This window comes from Mycobacterium neglectum, from assembly GCF_002591975.1.
Lineage (GTDB): Bacteria > Actinomycetota > Actinomycetes > Mycobacteriales > Mycobacteriaceae > Mycobacterium > Mycobacterium neglectum.
The window spans coordinates 1-22,157 of the sequence record NZ_NVQE01000020.1; the positions used below are offsets into that span (position 1 = coordinate 1).

General features: G+C 65.5%; 23 protein-coding genes. 8 read left to right on the plus strand and 15 right to left on the minus strand.

What is annotated here, in order from left to right; genetic code table 11:
• The first annotated feature begins 249 nt into the window (after positions 1-249).
• The 3 genes from CSQ99_RS16730 to wrbA are packed head-to-tail and all read left to right on the plus strand — an operon-like array spanning position 250 to position 1,819.
• On the plus strand, positions 250-678 hold the full coding sequence (locus CSQ99_RS16730) for a hypothetical protein (RefSeq protein ID WP_099040127.1): 429 nt from the start codon (positions 250-252) through the stop codon (positions 676-678).
• Positions 679-731: 53 nt separating this feature from the next.
• Positions 732-1,184, plus strand: a complete 453-nt coding sequence (locus CSQ99_RS16735; protein WP_099040128.1) for a phosphoribosyltransferase — start codon at positions 732-734, stop codon at positions 1,182-1,184.
• Between the two features lie 35 nt (positions 1,185-1,219).
• A complete protein-coding gene (gene wrbA / locus CSQ99_RS16740; protein ID WP_099040129.1) occupies positions 1,220-1,819 on the plus strand; it encodes an NAD(P)H:quinone oxidoreductase in 600 nt (199 codons plus the stop codon).
• Positions 1,820-1,873: 54 nt separating this feature from the next.
• Here wrbA and ilvC read toward each other — a convergent pair whose 3' ends face one another.
• The 3 genes from ilvC to CSQ99_RS16755 are packed head-to-tail and all read right to left on the minus strand — an operon-like array spanning position 1,874 to position 5,292.
• A complete protein-coding gene (ilvC, locus tag CSQ99_RS16745; protein WP_176561059.1) occupies positions 1,874-2,875 on the minus strand; it encodes a ketol-acid reductoisomerase in 1,002 nt (333 codons plus the stop codon).
• Between the two features lie 48 nt (positions 2,876-2,923).
• Complete coding sequence (ilvN, locus tag CSQ99_RS16750) at positions 2,924-3,430, minus strand: acetolactate synthase small subunit (protein ID WP_099040131.1); 507 nt, start codon at positions 3,428-3,430, stop codon at positions 2,924-2,926.
• On the minus strand, positions 3,430-5,292 hold the full coding sequence (locus CSQ99_RS16755; RefSeq protein ID WP_099040132.1) for an acetolactate synthase large subunit: 1,863 nt from the start codon (positions 5,290-5,292) through the stop codon (positions 3,430-3,432). Before CSQ99_RS16755 ends, ilvN begins: the two co-directional genes overlap by 1 nt.
• Before the next feature lie 334 nt (positions 5,293-5,626).
• On the opposite strand from CSQ99_RS16755, the gene CSQ99_RS16760 reads away from it, so the two are divergent.
• Complete coding sequence (locus CSQ99_RS16760) at positions 5,627-5,968, plus strand: PH domain-containing protein (protein ID WP_099040133.1); 342 nt, start codon at positions 5,627-5,629, stop codon at positions 5,966-5,968.
• A 13-nt stretch (positions 5,969-5,981) separates the two neighbouring features.
• On the opposite strand, the gene CSQ99_RS16765 is transcribed toward CSQ99_RS16760, so the two are convergent.
• The gene (locus tag CSQ99_RS16765; RefSeq protein WP_099040134.1) at positions 5,982-6,818 is read right to left on the minus strand and encodes a DoxX family protein; all 837 of its coding nucleotides are present in this window, start codon (positions 6,816-6,818) and stop codon (positions 5,982-5,984) included.
• 138 nt (positions 6,819-6,956) lie between these two features.
• Between CSQ99_RS16765 and CSQ99_RS16770 the strand changes: the two genes are divergently transcribed.
• A complete protein-coding gene (locus tag CSQ99_RS16770) occupies positions 6,957-8,078 on the plus strand; it encodes a PQQ-dependent sugar dehydrogenase (RefSeq protein WP_099040135.1) in 1,122 nt (373 codons plus the stop codon).
• 132 nt (positions 8,079-8,210) lie between these two features.
• Here the strand turns inward: CSQ99_RS16770 and CSQ99_RS16775 are convergent, their stop codons facing one another.
• The 5 genes from CSQ99_RS16775 to gatC form a co-directional block, all read right to left on the minus strand.
• Complete coding sequence (locus CSQ99_RS16775) at positions 8,211-9,011, minus strand: IclR family transcriptional regulator (protein ID WP_099040136.1); 801 nt, start codon at positions 9,009-9,011, stop codon at positions 8,211-8,213.
• 561 nt (positions 9,012-9,572) lie between these two features.
• Entirely contained in the window at positions 9,573-11,084 is a 1,512-nt protein-coding gene (gene gatB / locus CSQ99_RS16780; RefSeq protein WP_099040137.1) for an Asp-tRNA(Asn)/Glu-tRNA(Gln) amidotransferase subunit GatB, read from the minus strand.
• 23 nt (positions 11,085-11,107) lie between these two features.
• The gene (locus CSQ99_RS16785; protein WP_099040138.1) at positions 11,108-12,139 is read right to left on the minus strand and encodes an ATP-dependent 6-phosphofructokinase; all 1,032 of its coding nucleotides are present in this window, start codon (positions 12,137-12,139) and stop codon (positions 11,108-11,110) included.
• 17 nt (positions 12,140-12,156) lie between these two features.
• Positions 12,157-13,644, minus strand: coding sequence for an Asp-tRNA(Asn)/Glu-tRNA(Gln) amidotransferase subunit GatA (gene gatA, locus CSQ99_RS16790; RefSeq protein ID WP_099040139.1), 1,488 nt, complete (start codon positions 13,642-13,644; stop codon positions 12,157-12,159).
• Positions 13,641-13,940, minus strand: coding sequence for an Asp-tRNA(Asn)/Glu-tRNA(Gln) amidotransferase subunit GatC (gatC, locus tag CSQ99_RS16795; RefSeq protein ID WP_099040205.1), 300 nt, complete (start codon positions 13,938-13,940; stop codon positions 13,641-13,643). Before gatC ends, gatA begins: the two co-directional genes overlap by 4 nt.
• Before the next feature lie 79 nt (positions 13,941-14,019).
• Here gatC and CSQ99_RS16800 point away from each other — a divergent pair, with 79 nt between their 5' ends.
• Positions 14,020-14,676 (plus strand): ACT domain-containing protein, encoded by a 657-nt coding sequence (locus CSQ99_RS16800; RefSeq protein WP_099040206.1) that lies wholly within the window; start codon positions 14,020-14,022, stop codon positions 14,674-14,676.
• A 1-nt stretch (position 14,677) separates the two neighbouring features.
• On the opposite strand, the gene CSQ99_RS16805 is transcribed toward CSQ99_RS16800, so the two are convergent.
• Together CSQ99_RS16805 and ligA are read right to left on the minus strand one after the other, a co-directional pair.
• Positions 14,678-14,932, minus strand: a complete 255-nt coding sequence (locus CSQ99_RS16805) for a hypothetical protein (RefSeq protein WP_099040140.1) — start codon at positions 14,930-14,932, stop codon at positions 14,678-14,680.
• Between the two features lie 72 nt (positions 14,933-15,004).
• Positions 15,005-17,077 carry an NAD-dependent DNA ligase LigA gene (gene ligA / locus CSQ99_RS16810; RefSeq protein ID WP_176561060.1) on the minus strand — a complete coding sequence of 691 codons (2,073 nt, stop codon included), beginning with the start codon at positions 17,075-17,077 and terminating at the stop codon, positions 15,005-15,007.
• A gap of 92 nt (positions 17,078-17,169) precedes the next feature.
• On the opposite strand from ligA, the gene CSQ99_RS16815 reads away from it, so the two are divergent.
• On the plus strand, positions 17,170-17,577 hold the full coding sequence (locus CSQ99_RS16815; protein WP_099040142.1) for an MmcQ/YjbR family DNA-binding protein: 408 nt from the start codon (positions 17,170-17,172) through the stop codon (positions 17,575-17,577).
• Between the two features lie 34 nt (positions 17,578-17,611).
• Positions 17,612-19,219 carry a 4-coumarate--CoA ligase family protein gene (locus tag CSQ99_RS16820; RefSeq protein ID WP_099040143.1) on the plus strand — a complete coding sequence of 536 codons (1,608 nt, stop codon included), beginning with the start codon at positions 17,612-17,614 and terminating at the stop codon, positions 19,217-19,219.
• Here the strand turns inward: CSQ99_RS16820 and CSQ99_RS16825 are convergent.
• From CSQ99_RS16825 to CSQ99_RS16840, 4 genes are all read right to left on the minus strand, one after another.
• The gene (locus CSQ99_RS16825) at positions 19,205-20,092 is read right to left on the minus strand and encodes a hypothetical protein (RefSeq protein ID WP_099040144.1); all 888 of its coding nucleotides are present in this window, start codon (positions 20,090-20,092) and stop codon (positions 19,205-19,207) included. The genes CSQ99_RS16820 and CSQ99_RS16825 overlap by 15 nt on opposite strands.
• 126 nt (positions 20,093-20,218) lie before the next feature.
• Positions 20,219-20,545, minus strand: coding sequence for an ArsR/SmtB family transcription factor (locus tag CSQ99_RS16830; protein WP_099040145.1), 327 nt, complete (start codon positions 20,543-20,545; stop codon positions 20,219-20,221).
• Positions 20,542-21,036, minus strand: a complete 495-nt coding sequence (locus CSQ99_RS16835; protein WP_099040146.1) for an SRPBCC family protein — start codon at positions 21,034-21,036, stop codon at positions 20,542-20,544. The genes CSQ99_RS16830 and CSQ99_RS16835 overlap by 4 nt, the downstream gene beginning before the upstream one ends.
• A gap of 69 nt (positions 21,037-21,105) precedes the next feature.
• Positions 21,106-22,116, minus strand: coding sequence for a uroporphyrinogen decarboxylase/cobalamine-independent methonine synthase family protein (locus CSQ99_RS16840; protein WP_099040147.1), 1,011 nt, complete (start codon positions 22,114-22,116; stop codon positions 21,106-21,108).
• Positions 22,117-22,157 lie beyond the last annotated feature (41 nt).

Sequence of the window (22,157 nt, forward strand, 5' to 3'; positions counted from 1 at the left end):
TTGCACTGGAAGTGCCTTTCCGAACTGACCCGATTGTTTGTGTGAGAACTACAATCATCCCAGTTCAGAGGGCACTTTCCTCATTCCGACACCCAGAAAACACCAGGTCAGTCGGTGGATCGAGGCTTAGAAGTCGTCAACCTCGTCAGGATAGGACCTCGGAACTGGCATACACACCATTCAACGCAAAATCGATGCAAACTTTTCACAGACGGTGTTTTGCCTCACCTAGCGGGTATTCGCCCCTACGTGACCCGACCCGAAACTGGCAAGCCCCGGCGACCAGCGGGTATCGACGACGCGACGGTCAAGGCCGTCGGCGCCGTGTCCGAGGCGTTGGAATTCGTGGAGCGCGCACGCGGCCACCTGTACTCGTTCCATCAGCTGATGGGCCATGGCGATCTTCTGCTCGGCGAGGCATGCGACAAAATGCGCGACGCCGGCCACGAGACGGTGGCCGACCGACTCGAGTCCGAAGTCGTCGGCCGCAACGTCCTCAATGGGCGCTGGACTTTCCAGATCGTCGAGGAGTTCGACGACAACTACTGGTCGGTGTTTCGCGACCACGAACGTCGCGTGCGTGACGAACTGCAGCAGGGTGCACGCCACGTGTACGAAGCGGAGATGAAAGAGCGTCGCCGTACCCAAGGCAAGGCGGGTCACGAGAGCCATCCATAGCGTGGGTTGCGCTCATTCCGACGAAAGCGCCCATAACCGATTACGGTTTGCCAATGGCCGATCGGGAAGAATTGTCGTGGGACCAGTTTGGCGCCGCCACACGGCAACTCGCGTCCGCCGTCGTTGCAGACGGTTTCGTACCCGATCTGATCCTCGCTGTCGCGCGGGGCGGGCTGTTCGTCGCCGGTGCGCTGGGCTACGCGCTCGAGGTCAAGAACGTGCACATGATGAACGTGGAGTACTACACCGGCGTGGACGAACGCCTGGATACGCCGGTCCTGCTGCCTCCGCTGCCCGATGTCAGGAGCCTGGGCGGTACCCGAATGCTGATCGCCGACGACGTGGCAGACACCGGGGCAACCCTGCGTTTCGTCCGCGACTTCTGCGCCGAGCACGTTGCCGAGGTCCGGTGCGCGGTCATCTATCAGAAGCCGAAGTCGGACGTCGATTGCGACTACGTCTGGCGCCGGACCGATCTGTGGATCGAATTCCCATGGACGCCATAGCTGTTGTGCGTAATCGGCAGTCCTAGACTGGCACCATGGCCAAGCTTTCCGTCATCTATTACTCCGCGACCGGGCACGGGGCGGCGATGGCCAAGCGGGTAGGCGCCGCGGCCGAAGCCGCAGGTGCCGAGGTGCGCATCCGCCACGTCGCCGAAACACGCGATCCGGCGTCATTCGCACAGAACCCCGCCTGGACGGCCCACTACGAGGCGACCAAGGATCTGCCCGTTGCGACCGGCGACGACATCGTCTGGGCGGACGCGGTGATCTTCGGCTCCCCCACGCGATTCGGTTCGGTCGCATCGCAGCTACGTGCCTACCTCGACTCACTGGGGGGCATCTGGTCGGAGGGCAAGCTTGCCGACAAGGTCTATGCGGCGTTCACGTCGACCAACACGGTCCACGGCGGCCAGGAGACGACGATTCTCTCGCTGTACATCACGCTGATGCACTTCGGCGGGATCATCGTGCCCCCGGGCTACACCGACCCGTTGAAGTACGTCGACGGAAACCCCTACGGCGCGAGCCTCACCGCGGATCACGGCAACATCAGTGAGTTCGACGGCGCAACGAACGACGCGCTCGACCATTTGGCCAAGCGCGTCGTCGGTATCGCTGATCGCCTCACTTCATAGCGATTTGTGGAGCCGCGGCCGCGCTCACTGCGGCTCGCGCTCCACAAATCGCTACTAGGCGGTTTCGGTGATCGGCCGGTCGACCCAGCTCATCAGGTCACGTAGCTTCTTGCCGGTCACCTCGATGGGATGCTCGGCGTTCTCCTTGCGGAGCCGCTCGAGCTCCTTGTTGCCGCCCTCGACGTTCGCGACGAGTTTCTTGACGAAGGTGCCGTCCTGGATTTCACCGAGGATCTGCTGCATGCGCTTCTTCGTGTCGGCGTCGATCACCCGCGGCCCGGACAGGTAGCCGCCGAACTCCGCTGTGTCAGACACCGAGTAGTTCATCCGCGCGATGCCACCCTCGTACATCAGGTCGACGATGAGCTTCAGCTCGTGCAGCACCTCGAAGTAGGCGAGCTCGGGCTCGTAGCCCGCCTCGACCATCACGTCGAACCCGGTCTTGACGAGTTCCTCAGTCCCACCGCACAACACGGCCTGCTCGCCGAAGAGGTCGGTCTCGGTCTCGTCCTTGAACGTCGTCTTGATGACGCCTGCCCGGGTACCACCGATGCCCTTGGCGTAGGACAGCGCGAGCGCCTGACCCTCACCCTTGGGGTCCTGGTCGACCGCGATCAGGCACGGCACACCCTTACCGTCGACGAACTGGCGGCGCACCAGGTGACCCGGTCCCTTCGGGGCCACCATGCCGATGGTGACGTTGGCCGGCGGCTTGATCAGATCGAAGTGAATGTTGAGGCCGTGGCCGAAGAATAGCGCGTTGCCGTCCTCCAGATTGGGCTCGATGTCGTTCTTGAAGATGTCAGCCTGGGCGGTATCGGGCGCCAGCAGCATGATCACGTCGGCCCACTTGGCGACCTCGGCAGGCGTATCCACTTCGAGTCCCTGCTCGGTGACCTTCGCGCGGGACTTCGATCCCTCCTTGAGGCCGACCTTCACCTGCGCGCCGGAGTCGCGCAGGGACAGTGAGTGGGCGTGACCCTGGCTGCCGTAGCCAATGACGCCGACTTTGCGGCCCTGGATGATCGACAGGTCCGCGTCGTCGTCGTAGAACATCTCAACTGGCATTCGTGAATTTCCTTCTCTGTGTTTGTATCTTGAGTGTTATTTCGCGGTGACGATGCCGCGGGGACCGCGGGCCAGCGTCACCATTCCGGACTGGGCGATCTCGCGAATGCCGTACGGCTCCAACAGATTTAGCAGCGCGGTGAGCTTACCGTGGGTGCCGGTGGCCTCCACCACCAACGACTCTGCTGACACGTCGACCACCTTGGCGCGGAACAGGTTCACCGCCTCGATGATCTGACCGCGAGTCGCCGCGTCTGCGCGCACCTTGATGAGTGCCAACTCGCGCGACACGGAGTTGTCCTCGTCCTGCTCGACAATCTTGATCACGTTGATGAGCTTGTTGAGCTGCTTGGTGATCTGCTCGAGTGGAAAGTCCTCGACTGCCACGACGATCGTCATGCGCGACAGGTGCTTCTGCTCGGTGGCTCCGACGGCGAGGCTCTGAATGTTGAAGCCACGCCGCGAGAACAACGACGCAACGCGCGCCAGCACGCCGGGCTTGTCTTCGACGAGAACGCTGAGGGTGTGAGTGGTGATCGTCATCAGGCGTGCCCCTCGTTGGCGGGGTCGTCGAACAGCGGCCGGATGTTGCGCGCCGCCATGATCTCGTCGTTGCCGGTGCCCGCCGCGACCATCGGCCACACCTGCGCGTCCGCGCCGACGATGAAGTCGATGAGCACCGGACGATCGTTGATGGCCCGCGCCTGATTGATGACGTCCTCGACGTCTTCGGCTCGCTCACAACGCAATCCGACGCATCCGTACGCCTCGGCCAGCTTGACGAAGTCGGGTATCCGGTGGCTGTGCGTCGCCAGATCGGTCTGGCTGTAGCGCTCCCCGTAGAAGAGGGTCTGCCACTGACGCACCATGCCCAGATTGCCGTTGTTGATGACGGCCACCTTGATAGGCGCACCCTCGACCGCACAGGTGGCCAGCTCCTGGTTGGTCATCTGGAAGCAACCGTCGCCATCGATGGCCCACACCTCGGCCTCTGGCCTGGCGAACTTGGCGCCCATCGCGGCGGGGATGGCGTAGCCCATGGTGCCCAGCCCACCCGAATTCAACCAGGTTTTCGGCTTCTCGTACTTGATGAATTGCGCGGCCCACATCTGGTGCTGCCCAACGCCTGCGACGTACACCGCGTCCGGCCCTGCGATGCGTCCCAGTGTCTCGATGACGTACTCGGGGCTCAGGCTGCCGTCGCTTTGCGGGCCGTAGCTCAGCGGGTAGGTCAGCTGCACGCCGCGTAGGTACTCCCACCAGATGTCCATGTTCAACGTCGACGCCGAGGTGCCGTCGCGCCGGAGCGCACCAAGCAGATCGGTGATGACGGCCTTGACGTCGCCCACGATGGGCACGTCGGCGTTGCGATTCTTGCCGATCTCGGCCGGGTCGATGTCGGCGTGGATGACCTTTGCGTCGGGGGCGAAGGACGACAGCTGACCCGTGACGCGGTCATCGAACCGTGTGCCGAGTGCGATCAGCAGGTCGCTCTTCTGCAGGGCCGCCACCGCTGCGACGGTGCCGTGCATGCCGGGCATGCCGAGGTTCTGCGGATGGCTGTCGGGGAAAGCGCCACGAGCCATCAGCGTCGTGACGACGGGGATCCCCGTCAGTTCGGCCAGATCGAGCAATTCCGCAGTGGCCTCACCGCGGATCACTCCGCCACCGACGTACAGCACCGGCTTACGGGCGGCGGCGATGAGCTTTGCGGCCTCGCGGACCTGCTTGCTATGCGGCTTGGTGTTCGGCTTGTATCCCGGCAGGTCGAGCTCCGGCGGCCAGCTGAAGGTGCACTGCCCCTGCAGCACGTCCTTCGGAATGTCGACGAGCACCGCGCCCGGGCGGCCGGACTTGGCGATGTGGAACGCCTCGGCCATCACGCGGGCGATGTCGTCGCCATCGCGAACGAGGAAGTTGTGCTTGGTGATCGGCATCGTGATGCCCGAGATGTCGGCCTCCTGGAAGGCATCGGTGCCGATCAGGCCCCGCCCGACCTGGCCGGTGATCGCGACCACCGGGATCGAGTCCATCTGAGCGTCTGCGAGTGGAGTGACCAGGTTCGTGGCACCCGGACCGGAAGTCGCCATGCAGACACCGACCCTGCCGGTGGCGTGCGCGTACCCGCTGGCGGCGTGCCCGGCTCCCTGCTCATGGCGAACCAGGACGTGGCGCAACTTCTGCGAGTCGAAAAGCGGATCGTAGACCGGCAACACGGCTCCGCCGGGGATGCCGAAGATGACGTCGACATCGAGTTCCTCCAACGACCGGATGACGGCCTGCGCTCCGGTGAGCTGATGCGGCGCAATGCGTTTGGGTGGAGCCGAGCCAGGCTTGGGCGCGGCATGTGTCCCGTTTGGCGCGGTCTCCGACTGCTCGGGCGGTCGCGTGGTGGGTGCGCTCACGATCTTCTCTCTCTGTTCCGGACGGTTTCTAGGATCTCAAATCGGTGGTGGGGCAAGAAAAAACCCCCGTCAGCTGGGCTGCTGTACGAGGGTCGCGCGTCGATGCTGTTGGCTATGCCCAGGAGAGAGCAAGCGCGGCATCAACGCGCTTCCCAATTACTACGAGCATTCCCGGGGCCTGCATAACAGTCGACGGTAGCCTCCGCACTGGTCACGGGTCAAATTTCGGGCATCGCCGGGGTGGTCAAATTTCGGGCACCCCCGCACACAGTGCAAAAATGGCGATGTGAGTGCGGACCCCGATCAGAAACCAGTCGTCATTCGGATCTCTCCGATGGCGCATTTTGCGGTCGGATTCCTCGCGCTGGGCATGCTGGCGTTGATTCTGTCCGGTCCGCCCTGGGTCGCGCTGATCCTCGTCATCCCGATCATGCTGTCGGTGTTGGTGGTCAGGTACCGCACTGTCGCCGACAGCAAGACGGTCACCGCGCGTTCGCTGCTGAGCAGCGAGACCGTCGACTGGGAGGACATCGACGGTCTGCGATTCGGCAGGTCCTCGTGGGCAACGGCGCACCTCAAGAATGGCGACGAGCTACAACTTCCTGCGGTGACGTTCGCGACATTGCCCCAGCTCACCGAGGTGAGCGCGGGCCGCGTGCCCAATCCCTACGCGTAGTTCTGCAGGTCTGCTACCCCAGCGGGTTGCCGCCGTTGAGCAGCACCCACAAGGCGACGCCGACGCCGACGCCGAGCAGCAGCCCGATGAACGAGCCGACGAACGGGCGCCGCGCCCAGCCCCGTCCGGCATCGAACCCGTATCGACCCGGACCGGTCAGAATGAGCGCCGCAACCGCGCACGCCAGAAACACCTTGTACTCATGGCCGTCGCTGAGGAACAGCGCCAGCCTGGCCTCTTCGTGGGCCGCCATTGCCTCCGCCAGCAGGCCGGTCACCAGGTATGCCAGTGCACCCGCCGCAGCCACCGGGGTGAACAGACCAAGCACCAGAAGCAGGCCCGCAGCAATCTGACCCGCTGTCGTGACGTAGGTGAGGATGTCGGCGTACTTGAAGCCCATCGCGGTCAGCGAATCGCCCCAACCGTCCAGACCGGGGCCGCCGAGCAGGCCGAATGCCTTCTGCAGTCCGTGCCCGATCAGGATGGCGCCGACGCCGAGACGAAGCACGAGAAGACCGAGGTCCTGGGTACCCCGACGGTTGGCAGCCTGGCTCTGGGCGTCGATATCGTGTCCGTACTCGGCCGGTTCTGCTCCGTATGGAGGCATGGCGTGCCGACCACCCGGCTGTACGTAGGGCAGCGGTTCGGGCTCGTTGAGCAGCCCGAAGCCGGATGTCTCGGATTCAGACCTGCTGGCGTCGTACGACGGGATCGCGGTGGTTTCGAAATCGCCCGCGTAATGCGCGGACGGAAGATCGTCTTCGGGGTCGACCAGGCTCGCCGACATGGGGCGCCCGGCCGCGTCGTCTGGCCGCTGCCACGCGCTTGGGTCGTGGGGATGACTGGTCACGACTACCAGCGTAAGTGCTAGTCACCCGTCAACCGAGGATTGGCGCGGCGCTTTCGGCGCCCTATTCGCGGGCCGTGGACAGCCCGGCGGCGGCATGTGCGTGGCGCGCACTCCCAAACGATACGTAACCTGGCTCGCATGAGACTGCGCCGGCCGATGCGGGCTGTGTTCGCCGTGGTGTGTGCGGCGTTGCTCGTCGGGTCCGGCTGCGCACGATTCGATGACGCGCAATCGCAGCCGTTCACCACGGAACCCGAACTGACGCCCGGGCCGTCGTCGACGCCTCCGCCCCCGCCGCCGCTGCCGCCCAAGCCGTTCCCCAAAGAGTGCCCGGCGCCTGGCGTGATGCAGGGCTGCCTGGAAAGCACCAGCGGCTTGATCATGCTGCCGGACAGCCAGTCGGCGCTGGTGGCCGAGCGGACGACGGGCGCGGTGAAAGAGGTGTCGGTGCGCGCTGAACCCAAGGTCAAACTGGTGCTGCCCGTCGACGCCAGCGGCGACGGCGGCCTCATGGACATCGTGTTGTCGCCGACCTACGTCCAGGACCGTCTGATGTACGCCTACGTGAGCACTCCGACCGACAACCGGGTCATCCGCATCGCCGACGGCGACATTCCCAAGCCGATTCTGGTCGGTATCCCCAAGGGCACGACCGGGAACACCGGCTCGCTGATTTTCACCAGCCCCACCACGCTGCAGGTGCAGACCGGCGATGCCGGCAACGCCGCTGAGGCGGGGGATCCTCGATCGCTGGCCGGCAAGTTACTGCGTATCGAGCAGCCGACGACCGTGGACCAGGCGCCGACGACGACCGCACTGTCGGGCCTTGGCGCGGGCGGCGGGACGTGCATCGACCCCACGGATGAGTCTTTGTACGTCACCGATCGCACCCCGACCGGAGACCGCCTGCAGCGCATCACCAAGGACTCCAAGGTGTCCACGGTGTGGACATGGCCCGATCGCCCTGGCGTCGCCGGGTGCGCTGCCCTCGACGGCACCGTGCTGGTAAACCTTGTGAACACCAAGCAGTCCGTCGCGGTTCGGCTGGCCCCGGAAACCGGCGCTGTCACCGGTGATCCGGAAGTGGTGCGCCAGGATCTGCACGGACACGCTTGGGGGATGGCGGTATCACCCGATGGCAACATCTGGGGAGCGACCGTCAACAAGACGGCCGGCGATGCCGAGAAGTTGGACGACGTCGTCTTCCCACTGTTCCCGCAGGGCGGCGGCTTCCCGCGCACCAACGCCGACAACACCTGATATCGCCGCGGCACAACGGTGTTCAGGTCTCGACGCCGATCAGAAGAAGTTGCCGTCGATAGCCGAATCTGCAATCGCGGCGTGGCATGGTCGGCTCGTGACTACACGCAAGTCATAGGCCTCGGCTGCCTCTCATTTGCCGGGAGGAGCGATGTCCGCCACAATGGCCTCCAAAGCCCTTAGCACCGAACGAATCAGTTCGCGCGCGTTGGCTCGACCGACGGGGATGGTCACACCGACAACAGCCCGCTTGTCAGCCCTAGCGGGCAGCAGCGCAGCTGCGCAAGTCCACCCTCGAGCGCTCTGCTCCGATTCAACGGCAAATCCCTCTTGTCGGGCTCGACCCACGCTCGCATAGAGCTGTGAAACCTCACGCAACGAGTGCGGCGTTGATGGCGCCATCCCGTTGCGAGCCACGCGTTCCAACAGATCGGATTGATGCGCCAATGCGAGGTGCCCGCCAGCGGTGTTGATCAGCATCGCTGCGCTGCCCGGCGCGGGCCAGCCAGCTCTCGCTATGCCCTCCAGCCCGTCGTCGCACACCATCCCGACTGGCTGAACCTTGGCCAGTTCCCGTCCTGCGGTCAACCATGCCACTCCGCCATGTGCGGCGTGGAGCTCCTCCAGCACGGGCAGATAGCGGTCGAAATCCCTTTGCAGAGAGGCGGTCTCGCCGAGACGGCTCAGCTCCGGGCCGAGCGCGTAGCCGTTCGGGGTTCGTCTCAACAGGCGACGGTGCACAAGGTCGTTCGCGATGCGCAGTGCAGTGGGCTTCGGGATGCCAGTAAGCCTGGCGAGGTCAGCGAGAGTGGCGTTGGGGCCACACGCGACGACCGCCTCGATGACCGCCAAGGCGCGACCGACCACGGTGTGGTCATCAAGGAATTCGCCACCCATGAACACGGTCCCGCGTTTGCCGACGGTGCGTTTCATTCAATGAAACGCCAAACACACATTCTGCCCCACAACTCGTACTCTTTGCGCGGGTTTGTTCATCGCAGCCGTCACGGCGGGAAACAACGGTCGGACCATTACCGGATCACGCGACAACCAAAGGACACGAGATGGCGCCAACGAATTCCACCGCCGCAGTACGTAATCTCCTTCGACCAATCGCCGCTGTTGTTGGCGCCGCGATAGCGCTCGTGTCCGCAGGCGTGGCCATCGCCGACGACCGCAGTTGGGACATCGGGGTGTACGACGACTGCATTGAGAGGGAAATCGACTACAACACTGAGAGATGGGGTGAGTACGACATCAACTGGATTATCGACATATGTTGCACGGAGTCAGGTGGGTATGTAAGCGGCACGCTCGACAGCACAGATTGCGTGGCACCACCCGCGGAACGATCGCCTGGCGCACCGGGTGGGCCAGGCGCACCACCGAAGCCGGGCGGAACACCGCCACAGATCTCCGATCCCGGTTTGGCTCCACCACCGACCCCGACGACGACGCCGCTCATCGCGCCGGCGCCGGCGCCCGGGCTTGGGCCTAGCTAGTCAAGCTGCAGGCGGCCAGCACCAGTTCACGTACGCGCGCCGCGTCGGCCTGACCTTTGGTCGCCTTCATCACCGCGCCGACGATGGCACCTGCGGCCTGCACCTTGCCGCCGCGAATCTTCTCTGCGACATCGGGATTGGCGGCAAGAGCTTCGTCGACGGCGGCCTGGATCAGCGAGTCATCACGCACGACGGCCAGACCACGATCGGTCATCACCTGTTCGGGCTCGCCTTCCCCTGCCAGTACGCCCTCGATGACCTGACGGGCCAGCTTGTTCGACAGCTTGCCCTCGTCGACCAGCTTCACCACGGCAGCGACCTGGGCTGGGGTGATCGGGAGCGTACCGAGTTCGGTGCCAGATTCGTTGGCCTTCTGTACCAAGAAGTTTCCCCACCAAGCCCGCGCGGCTTCGCTGGATGCGCCGTGCTCGACCGTCGCGGCCACCAGATCGATCGCGCCGTTGTTGACCAGGTCGCGCATCACCTCGTCGGAGATGCCCCAGTCCTGTTGAATCCGGTTGCGAGTCAGCCACGGTAATTCGGGAATGGTGCCGCGCAGGCGTTCGACGAGTTCCGCGCTCGGCGCCACCGGTTCGAGGTCGGGCTCCGGAAAATACCGGTAGTCCTGTGCGGTCTCCTTGCTGCGGCCGGCCGTGGTGTGGCCGTCCTCGTGGAAGTGCCGGGTCTCCTGGGTGATCGACCCACCCGCATCGAGAATCGCTGCCTGGCGGCGCATCTCGTAGCGCACGGCGACTTCGACGCTCTTGAGCGAGTTCACGTTCTTGGTCTCGGTGCGGGTGCCGAACTCCGTTGCACCCTTGAGCTTCAGCGACAGGTTCGAGTCACAACGCATCGAGCCCTGGTCCATCCGAACGTCGGAAACTCCCAAGGCTCGCAACAGGTCCCGCAGCGCGGTGACGTACGCCCTGGCGATCTCCGGTGCCCGGTCGCCAGTCCCCTCAATGGGCCTGGTGACGATCTCGATCAGCGGCACGCCTGCCCGGTTGTAGTCGAGCAGCGACGTGGTCGCACCCTCGATGCGGCCGGTGTCGCTGCCGAGGTGAGTGAGCTTGCCGGTGTCCTCCTCCATGTGCGCGCGCTCGATCTCCACGCGCCACGTCGTGCCGTCTTCGAGTGGCACGTCGAGGTATCCGTCGACCGCGATCGGCTCGTCGTACTGGCTGATCTGGTAGTTCTTCGGCTGGTCCGGGTAGAAGTAGTTCTTCCTGGCGAACCGACCCCACGGTGCGATGTCGCAGTTGAGCGCCAACCCGATCCGGATCGCCGACTCGACCGCGGACTGGTTGAGCACCGGAAGGGAGCCGGGCAGACCCAGACACACGGGGCACACCTGCGTGTTGGGCTCGCCGCCGAATTCGTTGGTGCACCCGCAGAACATCTTGGTGGCGGTGGAGAGCTCGACGTGGACTTCCATGCCCATCACTGGTTCGTAGCGGGCGATGACCTCGTCGTAGTCAAGGAGCTCAGCAGCGGCGACAGTCATGCCACCGAGTCTAGTGAGCGTCCTCAGCCGAAGAACTCGGCGGCGTCGTCGTAGCGGCTCTGGGGCACGAGTTTGAGCTGGCGTACCGCGTCGGCGAGCGGCACCCGGCCGATCTCCTGGCCTCGCAGCGACACCATCATCCCGTATTCACCGGCGTGCGCGGCGTCGGCGGCGTTCACCCCGAAGCGGGTCGCCAGGATTCGGTCGTATGGCGTCGGAGTTCCGCCACGCTGCACGTGTCCGAGCACGGTGACCCGGACTTCCTTTCGGATCCGCTTCTCCACTTCGATGGCCAGCTGTTGGGCGACGCCGGTGAACTTCTCGTGCCCGAACTCGTCCATGCCGCCTTCGCGCATCGGCATCGAGCCCTCGGCGGGTTTGGCGCCTTCGGCCACCACACAGATGAAGTGCGCGTCGCCGCGGACGAAGCGCTGCTTGATCAGCCGGCACACTTCCTCCACATCGAACGGCTGCTCGGGAATCAGTGTCATGTGGGCACCGGAGGCGAGCCCGGCGTTCAATGCGATCCACCCGGCATGACGACCCATCACCTCGACCAGCATCACCCGCTGATGCGACTCAGCCGTGCTGTGCAGTCGATCGATGGCCTCGCTCGCCACGCCAAGAGCGGTGTCGTGGCCGAAAGTCACGTCAGTGCAGTCGATGTCGTTGTCGATCGTCTTGGGCACACCGACCACCGGGACATTCTCCTCGGAGAGCCAGTGCGCGGCGGTGAGCGTGCCCTCGCCACCGATGGGGATCAGCACGTCGATCCCGTTGTCGTCCAATGTCTGCTTGATCTGCTCGAGGCCCGCCTTCAGTTTGTCCGGGTGCACCCGAGCGGTGCCGAGCATCGTCCCACCTTTGGCCAGCAGTCGATCGTTGCGGTCGTCGTTGGCGAGCTGAATTCGACGGTCCTCCAGCAGCCCGCGCCAACCGTCCAGAAACCCGACGACCGACGAGTGATAGCGCACGTCGCAGGTGCGGACGACGGCCCTGATCACGGCGTTCAGCCCGGGACAGTCGCCTCCACCGGTGAGTATTCCGATCCGCATACGCCCATCCTCCCCTGTCAGATCGCAGTTGGCAGCGGACCCCGCGCAACTTCATAGGCGGCCCCAACCCGATACAGCCGGTCGTCGGCCAGCGCAGGCGCCATGATCTGCAGCCCGACCGGCAGATTGTCGTCCGCCGAGAGACCCGACGGCACCGACATTCCGCAATGGCCGGCCAGGTTCAGCGGCAGCGTGCACAGGTCGAACAGGTACATGGCCAGCGGATCGTCGACCTTCTCCCCCAGCGGGAAGGCGGTCGTCGGGGTGGCCGGCGAGATCAGCACGTCGACGTTCTTGTAGGCCTCGTCGAGATCGCGCGCGATCAGCGTGCGCACCTTCTGCGCCTGGTTGTAGTACGCGTCGTAGTAACCGGCCGACAATGCATAGGTGCCGATCATGATGCGGCGCTTGACTTCTGGGCCGAAGCCTGCGGCGCGGGTCAGTGCCATCACTTCCTCGGCACTGTGCGTACCGTCGTCGCCGACCCGCAACCCGTACCGCATCGCGTCGAACCGCGCGAGGTTCGACGACACCTCTGACGGCAGGATCAGGTAGTACGCGGGCAGCGAGTAGTCGAAGTGCGGGCAGTCGACCTCGCTGATCTCGGCGCCCAGCGCGGTGAGCTGTTCGACGGCGGCATGGAACGACGTCAGCACGCCGTCCTGGTAGCCGTCGCCGCGTAACTGCTTCACCACCCCGATCCGCACGCCCTTGAGGTCCCCGGCCGCCCCCGAGCGGGCGGCGCCGACCACATCGGGTACCACGGCGTCGACCGAGGTCGAGTCCTTCGGGTCGTGACCGGCGATGACCTGGTGCAGCAGCGCGGTGTCCAGCACGGTCCGCGCACACGGCCCACCCTGATCCAGCGACGAGGCACACGCGATCAGTCCATAGCGCGACACCGTGCCGTAGGTCGGCTTCACGCCCACCGTCGCGGTCAATGCCGCGGGTTGACGGATCGACCCGCCGGTGTCGGACCCGATGGCCAACGGTGCCTGAAACGCGGCCAATGCAGCGGCACTACCGCCACCCGAACCGCCCGGCACGCGGTCGGTGTCCCACGGATTGCGGGTCGGACCGTAGGCGGAGTTCTCGGTCGAGCTGCCCATCGCGAACTCGTCCATGTTCGTCTTGCCCAAGATCGGGATGCCCGCAGCACGCAGCCGCGCGGTGACCGTCGCGTCATACGGCGACGTCCAGCCCTCGAGAATCTTCGACCCGCAGGTGGTCGGCATATCGGTGGCGGTGAATACGTCCTTGAGCGCCAACGGCACACCGGCAAGCGGCGACGGCAGCGTCTCGCCCGCGGCGACCAAACCATCCACCCGCGCCGCCTCGGCCAGCGCCTTCTCCCCCGCGACGTGCAGGAACGCATGATATTCGCCATCGGTCGCCGCGATCTGGTCCAGACAGGCACGCGTCGCCTCGGTCGACGACACCTCCTTGGCCGCGATCTTGGCGCCGAGCGTGGCGGCGTCCAACCGAATCAGGTCGTCGGCGCTCATTCCGCCTCCCCCAGAATCCGCGGGACCGCGAACCGGCCGTCGACCGCTTTCGGGGCCTGGGCCAGCGCCTCATCCTGGGTGAGGCACGGTTCGACGTCGTCGGGGCGGAACACGTTGACGTCCTTCAGCGGATTGCCGGTCGGGTCGACCCCACCGACGTCGACGGCCTGGATCTGGCTGACGTGACTGAGGATTGCGTCCAGCTGTCCGGCGAAGCTGTCCAGCTCCTCCTCAGCCAGGGCGAGGCGGGCGAGGCGCGCCAGATGGGCTACCTCGTCTCGAGAGATCTGTGGCACGCCGCAAAGCCTAGTCATCGCCTCCGCGGCACCCTTGGCCGGAATGCTGAGCCGCACGGCCTGTGCAACAGTGATGCGCGTGCCTTCGTATCTGCTGCGGGTCCAGCTGGAGGACCGACCTGGCAGCCTCGGCTCGTTAGCCGTCGCGCTCGGCTCCGTTGGCGCCGACATCCTGTCGCTGGACGTCGTCGAACGCGGCACGGGCTATGCCGTCGACGATCTCGTGGTCGAACTGCCCCAGGGGGCGATGCCCGACATGCTCATCACCGCCGCTGAGCAGATCAACGGGGTCTATGTCGACGCCATCCGGCCGCACACCGGCCTGCTGGAGGCGCACCGCGAACTCGAGCTCATCGACCACATCGCCGCGGCGCCGGCGAAGAAGAAACTGCAGGTTCTCGCCGACGAGGCGCCACACGTACTGCGCGTCGGTTGGTGCACCGTCGTTCGGCTGGCCGAATCCGGGCCTCAACGTATCGTCGGAAGCCGCGGAGCCCCCGAGACACAGGCCGCCGAGACTCCTTGGCTGCCAATCGATCACGCCGAATCGCTGGACGGCGGGGCCGAATGGGTACCGCAGATTTGGCGCGACATGGACACCACGCTGGCCGCCGCACCACTCGGCGACCCCGGAACCGCCGTCGTGCTGGGCAGGCCCGGCGGTCCGCTGTTCCGCCCGTCGGAGGTCGCGCGGCTGGGATACCTGGCCGGCATAGTCGCGACGATTCTGCGCTGAATCAGCCTCCAGCGGGCACCGGGTAGCGGTCATTCACATCGGCGTTGGTGTCCTTGCGCGCACAGTGCGCGCAGCAGAAGATCGCGTCCGGCGTCTCGATTCCGTGGCCCAGAATCCGGCATCCGCAATGCGCGCACTCCGGCGCCAGCTGAGCCGCTGCGCATTCGATACTGTCGAACGTCGCACTCTTGTCGTCGCCCCAGGTCACCGTGAACGCCTTGTCGTAGTCATTGCCGCAGGTATCGCAAATCGCCATCACAACTCCTTCGCAGTCACCACCCGGGGTGCCCGGTGCCCCGCGGCGACAAACGCGGCATGCGGCATCGTCCTAGACGCTGTCGGGTCCGTCCGCCAGGAGTCGGGTGAAGCCGTCCTCGTCGAGAACCGGGACGCCGAGTTCGACGGCCTTGTCGAATTTCGAGCCGGGTGAATCGCCTGCCACGACATAGGCCGTCTTCTTGGACACCGACCCGGCGGCCTTTCCGCCGCGCGCGACGATGGCTTCCTTTGCATCGTCACGGGAGTACCCGGTCAACGACCCGGTGACGACGATCGATAGTCCCTCGAGCGTGCGCTCGATGCTGGCGTCGCGTTCGTCGGCCATCCGCACACCGGCCGCCCGCCATTTGTCGACGATCGCGCGATGCCAATCGACGGTGAACCACTCGGTGACCGCGGCCGCGATGGTCGGGCCCACTCCTTCGACGACCGCCAGCTCCTGCTCCGAAGCGGCCATGATCGCGTCCAAGGTGCCGTATTCGGTGGCCAGTGCGCGAGCGGCCGTCGGACCGACGTGACGGATCGACAGCGCGACCAGCACCCGCCACAGCGGCTTCGACTTGGCGTCGTGCAAGTTCACCAGTAACCGCTTGCCGTTGGCCGACAGGTTGCCGTCCTTGGTCTTGAACAGGTCTGTTCGCAACAGATCTGGGCTGCCGATGGTGAAAAGGTCGCCTTCATCGGTGATGACGCCGGCCTGCAACAGGGCGACGGCCGCCTCGTAGCCGAGACCCTCGATGTCGAATGCGCCGCGTCCCGCGACGTGGAATACGCGCTCCCGCAACTGCGCCGGGCACGACCGTTGATTCGGACAACGAATGTCGGCATCGCCTTCCTTCGCCGGCGCGAGGGTCGTGCCGCATTCGGGACACTGTGTGGGCATGACGAATTCGCGTTCGGAGCCGTCGCGCAGGTCGGCGACCGGGCCGAGCACCTCGGGAATCACGTCGCCGGCCTTGCGGATCACGACCGTGTCGCCGATCAGCACGCCCTTGCGCACCACCTCCGAAGCGTTGTGCAGCGTCGCCTGGCTGACGGTGGAGCCCGCGACCTTGACGGGCTCCATGAAGGCGAACGGGGTGACCCGGCCGGTGCGACCCACGTTGACCTTGATGTCGAGCAGCTTGGTGGTCGCCTCCTCCGGTGGGTACTTGTAGGCGATCGCCCATCGCGGTGCGCGGGACGTGGAGCCCAAGCGCCGTTGCAACGCGATCTCGTCGACTTTGACTACCACACCGTCGATTTCGTGATCGACGTCATGTCGGTGCTCGCCCCAGTACGCGATGTGCTCGGTGACGGCGTCGATGCCTTGGACCCTCGCGGTGTGATCGGACACCGGTAGCCCCCACGCCTTGAGCGCTCGATAGGCATCGTGCAGTGACTTGGGGCTGAAGCCCTCGGCATGTCCGAGACCGTGACAGATCATCCGTAGCTTGCGGCGTGCGGTGACGGCCGGATTCTTCTGACGCAGCGAGCCGGCGGCGCTGTTTCGCGGATTGGCGAAGGGCGGCTTGCCCTCTGCGACGAGGCCGGCGTTGAGGTCCTCGAAGTCGGCGATCCGGAAGAACACCTCGCCGCGCACCTCGAGGACTTTGGGAACGGGAAATTCCTTGGTGCCGGTGAGCTTTTCGGGAATGTCGTCGATGGTCCGCGCATTCAGCGTGACATCCTCGCCGGTACGGCCGTCGCCGCGGGTGGCGCCGCGCTCCAGGCGACCGTCGCGGTACACCAGCGCCAGCGCCACCCCGTCGATCTTGAGTTCACAAAGGTAATGCGCGTCGTCACCGATTTCGCCCTTTGTACGCACAGCCCACGCCGCGAGTTCGTCCGGGGTGAACACGTTGTCCAGCGACAGCATCCGCTCGAGGTGGTCTGCGGAGGTGAACTCGGTGGCGAAGCCGGCGCCGCCGACCAGTTGCGTCGGCGAATCCGGGGTTCGCAGTTCCGGGTTCGCGTCTTCGAGCCCTTGCAGGTCACGCAGGAGGTTGTCGAACTCCGCGTCCGAGATCACCGGGGCGTCTCGAACGTAGTAGCGGAATTGATGCCCCCGCACCTCGTCGGCCAGCTCTTGCCAGCGGCGCCGCAGGTCGGCGTCGGGTGCCTCCTCGGCCTGTTCGGCCAGCGTGGTCTTCGGGTCCGGGGTCGCCTTCGGGCTCACTCTGGCAGGCTATCCGAGGCCACAGACACGTCGTGCCGAGCGGATACCCTGACCCCATGCCGCATCCGGTGATGTTCCGCGACGACGACCCGGTGCTGGCGAAGGTACGCACCCTCGCCCTCGGATTCCCCGAGGCTGTCGAGAAGGTGTCGCACGGCAGACCCTCGTTCTTCGTCTCGAAGATGTTCCTGATGTACGGCGGCAGCGTCAAACCGGCGACCAAGGGGGCCGACTATGTCCAGTACCCGCAGTCGGTCATGGTCAAGGTCGACGAGAGCGACCGCCGGGCCCTCGAGCAGGACCGCCGGTTCTTCTTTCCCGCCTACCTGGGCCCATCGGGCTGGCTCGGGCTGGACCTGGCGGCGACGAAGAAGGTCGATTGGAACGAGGTCGCCGAACTGATCGACGCGTCATATCGGTTGGTCGCGCCCAAGAAGCTCATCGCTCGGCTCGAAGAAGCTTGACCCACAACCGGCAGGCCATGGTTCGATCACTTCCATGAGCTTCGCGAGCCCCTTCCCCGAAGTCGATATCCCATCCTCGAGCGTCTACGACTTTCTGTTCGACGGCGTCGACGAGGCCGACCTCGACCGGGTCGCCCTGATCGACGCGAAGTCGGGCAAACAGACCACCTACCGCGAGATGATCGACCGGGTCGACGCGTTCGCCGGAGCGCTGACCGGACGCGGCATCGGCGTCGGGGACGTCGTGGGCCTGCTGTCACCGAACAGCTCGGGATTCGCAGTCGCCTTCCACGGCATCCTGCGCTCCGGCGCGACAGCCACCACCATCAACGCGCTGTTCACCGCCAAAGACATCGCCAAGCAACTGACCGATTCGAACGCCAAGATGCTCGTGACGGTCACGCCCCTGCTCGCGCAGGCGAAAGAGGCGGCCGCAGCCGTCGGGCTTGCCGACAGCGACCTCGTCGTGCTGGACGGTGACGGCCACGAGATCGCCGGTCATCCCAACGCTGCCGACCTGATGGAGCAGGGATTGCCTGCGCCAGACGTCAGCTTCGCCCCGTCATCGCACCTTGCGGTGTTGCCGTACAGCTCGGGCACAACCGGAAATCCCAAGGGCGTGAAGTTGACACACCGCAACCTGGTGGCCAATGTCGCGCAGATCAGGCCGCTGCACGGGATGGTCGCCGACGATGTGGTCGTCGCCGTGTTGCCCTTCTTTCACATCTACGGGATGACGGTTCTGCTCAACGCCGCCCTGCACGCGCGGGCACGACTGGTCATCATGGGAAGCTTCGACCTGAACGAATTCCTCGCCAACATCGCGAACCACAAGTGCACGGTCGCATTCATCGCGCCGCCGGTCGCCGTGGCGCTGGCCAAGCATCCGCTGATCGACGACTACGACCTGGGGTCTCTCAAGGTCGTCATGTCCGGTGCCGCCCCGTTGGACGCGGACCTCGGGCAGGCGGTCGCCGATCGGTTGGGATGCCGTGTCGTGCAGGGCTACGGGATGAGCGAGCTGAGCCCCGTCAGCCACATCACCCCGTTCGACGCGGGCGCACATGAAATGAAACTGACCGCACCTCTGAGCTCAGTCGGGTGGACGGTGTCCAACGCCGCGTCAAAGATCATCGATCCCGAGACCGGTGACGAGATCGATTTCCCCACAGAGGGTCTCAGCAAAACCGGCGAACTCTGGTTCAAGGGCCCGAACGTGATGGCGGGCTATCTGAACAACGAATCGGCCACCAAGGAGACGATCGACGACGACGGCTGGTTGCACACCGGTGATCTCGCCCAGGTCGACTCAAACGGCTGCGTCTACATCGTCGACCGGCTCAAGGAACTCATCAAGTACAAGGGCTACCAGGTGCCGCCCGCCGAACTCGAGGCGGTGCTGCTGAGCCACCCGGCGATCGCCGATGCGGCGGTTGTCGGCGTGATCGACGCAGAAGGCGAAGAGGTGCCAAAGGCTTTCGTGGTCAAGCAGTCCGAAGCAGACCTCGGCGAGGACGAGGTGATGGAGTTTGTCGCCGGTCAGGTGGCGCCGTACAAAAAAGTCCGCCAGGTAGCGTTCATCGAGGCGATCCCGAAGTCCGCGTCGGGCAAGATTCTGCGTAAGGATTTACGAGCGACGTAATCTGTCCGCCGCGTGCGCGGCGCGTGCCTGCCGGTATCCGAGTATGGCGCCTGCGGCCGGGATCAGGAGGAGCCCGGTGAGCCCCCACAACGGATCCGACCAGTCGGCCTCCTGAGACACACCCAGCTGCTGCGTGAGAACCGGCGCCGACGGGAGGGGGGTCACAAAGGACGGCGGCGGCGCTGGAGCCCGGAATTCGAGCGCAGGCAGAGGCGCAGGCGGCGACGCAACGGGCGCCGGCGGCAGCGACGGGGCCTGGCGTCGCAGTTCGAACTCGCCTCGCCGGATGCCTGGCGTGTGCCCGTTGCCCAGCGTCAAGCGCGGTGGACTGAACCGGGCCTTCGGGACATCGGCTCGGTAGGAGCCGGACCGATCGGGTGAGTCCGCTGCGTCGACCCCTCCGACTACGCTCGCGCCGGGTTCACCCGACTCGGCAGCGATGCTCGGTGACAACTCTGCGGCATCGGCGACGTCGGCGGTGCGCCGTTCGGCGCTGCCGTCCCCATCGCCGCCCTTGCCTGCGGCGAGACTTGGCGCCAACGGCGCGATGCCGGCGCGGTCGATAGGGCCCGATCCAGTCCCGGCCTCCGGGCTCTCGACGCTGCCCCGTTCGGCGCTGCCGCGCCTATCGTCCTCGCCATGCTTGCGGCTGTTGTCGTTGCGACGGCGGTGGTCATCCCCGCGATCCGAGCCTCCGCGTCCGTTGCCACGATCAGATCGGTTGCCGTTGCCGTTGCCGCGATCAGAACTGCTGCCCCGATCGGAAGGCGAGCGGCCCGGATCTGCGACAGAGACTGTCGCGGGCCTGGCAAGCAGCAGAAAAGCCACGAGAACACCGACACCTGCCGTCAGGCGCGGGGCGAATCGGGCCACAGTTTCTCCTGCGGGTGGCAAAGATGAAGGGACATGAAAAAACGTTGTCGTCGATGCATTGTTGCATGCGACGGCCGTGCACGGCGGACCTGTCCGACGAACGCGCGAAGCCTGTGGGGCAAGCCGCTATTTGTCCTCGACGTAGGAGCGCAATCGATCAATTGCTTTGTCCCACCGCTGCGACAATGCGTTCAAATATTCGCCGGCATCGGCCAGCGGCTCCGGCTGCACCCGCCAGATGCGTTCCCTTCCATGACGCTGACTGCTCACCAGCCCCACCGCTTCCAACAGCAGTAGATGTTTGGTCGCCGCCTGCCGGCTAACCGATACGACCGTCGTCACCTCGGTGGTCGAGCACGGTCCGCCATCGCACAGGCGGGTGATGATGCGTAGTCGATTCGGATCACCCAGAGCGTCGAACAACGGCGCCCTGGCGACGGCGGACGCATTCACACCGTCTCGCGCAGCGCCAGGTATTTGCGAACCAACTCGGTCTGGGCGGACCAGCCTTCGCTGTTGCTGTCGAACGCCGACTGGCGGCGCTCGGCCGGGATGGCGTCAAAGCCGGATTCGACGATGCGCAGCAGCACACCGTCGGACGTGTCTTCGAGGGTGAACTCCACCAGCGTCGTCGGTTCGTTCGAATACTCCCGGTCGTCTTCGACCCCGAACGGATGCCAGCGGAACGCCAGCCGCCGTTGCGGCTCCACCGCGACGATCTGCCAGGCGTCCGCCTGACCAGCGTAGGGCTGCTGGGCTTTGGCCACGTCCTCGTCGACCGTTGTCGGTGTGATGGTGCCGATCACCGAGGTGCCCGCCACGAACGGCCCGTCGAAGCGCACTCCGAACCACCGGCCGAACTCGTCGGCGTCGCTGATCGCCCGCCAGACTCGATCCAGCGGCGCCTTCAGGACGACTTGCTTTTCAATGCGATCTGAACTCATATGCAACCTCCTGGTTGCGCTTCACGTTAGCGACCACGGCGGCAACGCGCAACCTTTTAGTTGCGCGTTCTAGATCCCGTCCGGATCGCCCGCGAATCCGTCGGCTGCCTTCTGCGCCAGTTCGATGGCACTCCGAGCCCATTCCGGGGCAGCCTCGGCAAGCCCGCAGGCCGGGGTGACGCCGATCCGCTCACGAAGCACCGACCGCGCGAATCCGAGCCGGTCGGTGATGGCGACGGCCGCCTTCGCGACCTCCTCGAACGACGGGCGCGCAGCGGGTGCGGTCGAAGGGACGACCCCGAGCAGCACCACGCGACCGCTTTCGACGAACTCGCCGACGCCATCGAGATCGGCTGCGGCCAGGGTGGACACGTCGACGGATACGGCATGAACAGAGCTGCGCTGCAACAGGGTCCACGGCAGATCGGCGGCGCAACTGTGCAACACCACCTCGGCGCCTACCGCCGCGATGCAGTCATCGATCAGCCCGATCGCGACGGGCTCGTCGACTGGGTGCACGGGCGTGAAGCTGGTCACCCCGGACAGCCGCCCCTGAAGCGCCGCGGGCAACAGCGGTTCGTCGAACTGCACCACCACCGTGGTGTCCAGCCGCCTGGCGACCTCGGCCCGGTGCTGTGCCACGCCTTCGGCCAGTGAGGCGGTCAGGTCACGCACGGCGCCCGCGTCCGTAATCGCGCGATGCCCGCCTGATAACTCCAACTGAGCAGCCAGTGTGATCGGGCCCGCTGATTGAACCTTCACCGGGCGCGTGCTGCCACGCAGGCCGGCGTTCTCCCATGCCTCTTCGAGCGCATCGAGGTCCTCGTTGAGCAGGCTGACCGCCCGTCGCATCACCGCGCTACGGCCAGGCGCGATCCGGTAGCCACGCGGCACGGTATCGATGCCGATGTCGACCAGCAGCGCGCCGGCGCGCCCGATCATGTCCGCACCGACGCCTCGAGCGGGCAACTCAACGAGATGCGGCAGGGTGTGCAGTTCACCGACCACAATCTCGGCAGATTGACGGGCCGAGGTGCCTGGCCACGATCCGATGCCGGTAGCGGCGGCGAAAACACTCACTCGTTGAACACTATTCGATAGGGCTAATCTCGATCAGGAAG

Bases quoted from the DNA above. Each gene is read 5' to 3' on its own strand.
- CSQ99_RS16735 (WP_099040128.1), top strand. From the start codon at position 732: ATGGCCGATCGGGAAGAATTGTCGTGGGACCAGTTTGGCGCCGCCACA.
- wrbA (WP_099040129.1), top strand. From the start codon at position 1,220: ATGGCCAAGCTTTCCGTCATCTATTACTCCGCGACCGGGCACGGGGCG.
- ilvC (WP_176561059.1), bottom strand. From the start codon at position 2,875: ATGTTCTACGACGACGACGCGGACCTGTCGATCATCCAGGGCCGCAAA.
- ilvN (WP_099040131.1), bottom strand. From the start codon at position 3,430: ATGACGATCACCACTCACACCCTCAGCGTTCTCGTCGAAGACAAGCCC.
- CSQ99_RS16760 (WP_099040133.1), top strand. From the start codon at position 5,627: ATGGCGCATTTTGCGGTCGGATTCCTCGCGCTGGGCATGCTGGCGTTG.
- CSQ99_RS16770 (WP_099040135.1), top strand. From the start codon at position 6,957: ATGAGACTGCGCCGGCCGATGCGGGCTGTGTTCGCCGTGGTGTGTGCG.
- CSQ99_RS16775 (WP_099040136.1), bottom strand. From the start codon at position 9,011: ATGAAACGCACCGTCGGCAAACGCGGGACCGTGTTCATGGGTGGCGAA.
- gatB (WP_099040137.1), bottom strand. From the start codon at position 11,084: ATGACTGTCGCCGCTGCTGAGCTCCTTGACTACGACGAGGTCATCGCC.
- CSQ99_RS16785 (WP_099040138.1), bottom strand. From the start codon at position 12,139: ATGCGGATCGGAATACTCACCGGTGGAGGCGACTGTCCCGGGCTGAAC.
- gatA (WP_099040139.1), bottom strand. From the start codon at position 13,644: ATGAGCGCCGACGACCTGATTCGGTTGGACGCCGCCACGCTCGGCGCC.
- CSQ99_RS16805 (WP_099040140.1), bottom strand. From the start codon at position 14,932: ATGGCGATTTGCGATACCTGCGGCAATGACTACGACAAGGCGTTCACG.
- CSQ99_RS16815 (WP_099040142.1), top strand. From the start codon at position 17,170: ATGCCGCATCCGGTGATGTTCCGCGACGACGACCCGGTGCTGGCGAAG.
- CSQ99_RS16820 (WP_099040143.1), top strand. From the start codon at position 17,612: ATGAGCTTCGCGAGCCCCTTCCCCGAAGTCGATATCCCATCCTCGAGC.
- CSQ99_RS16835 (WP_099040146.1), bottom strand. From the start codon at position 21,036: ATGAGTTCAGATCGCATTGAAAAGCAAGTCGTCCTGAAGGCGCCGCTG.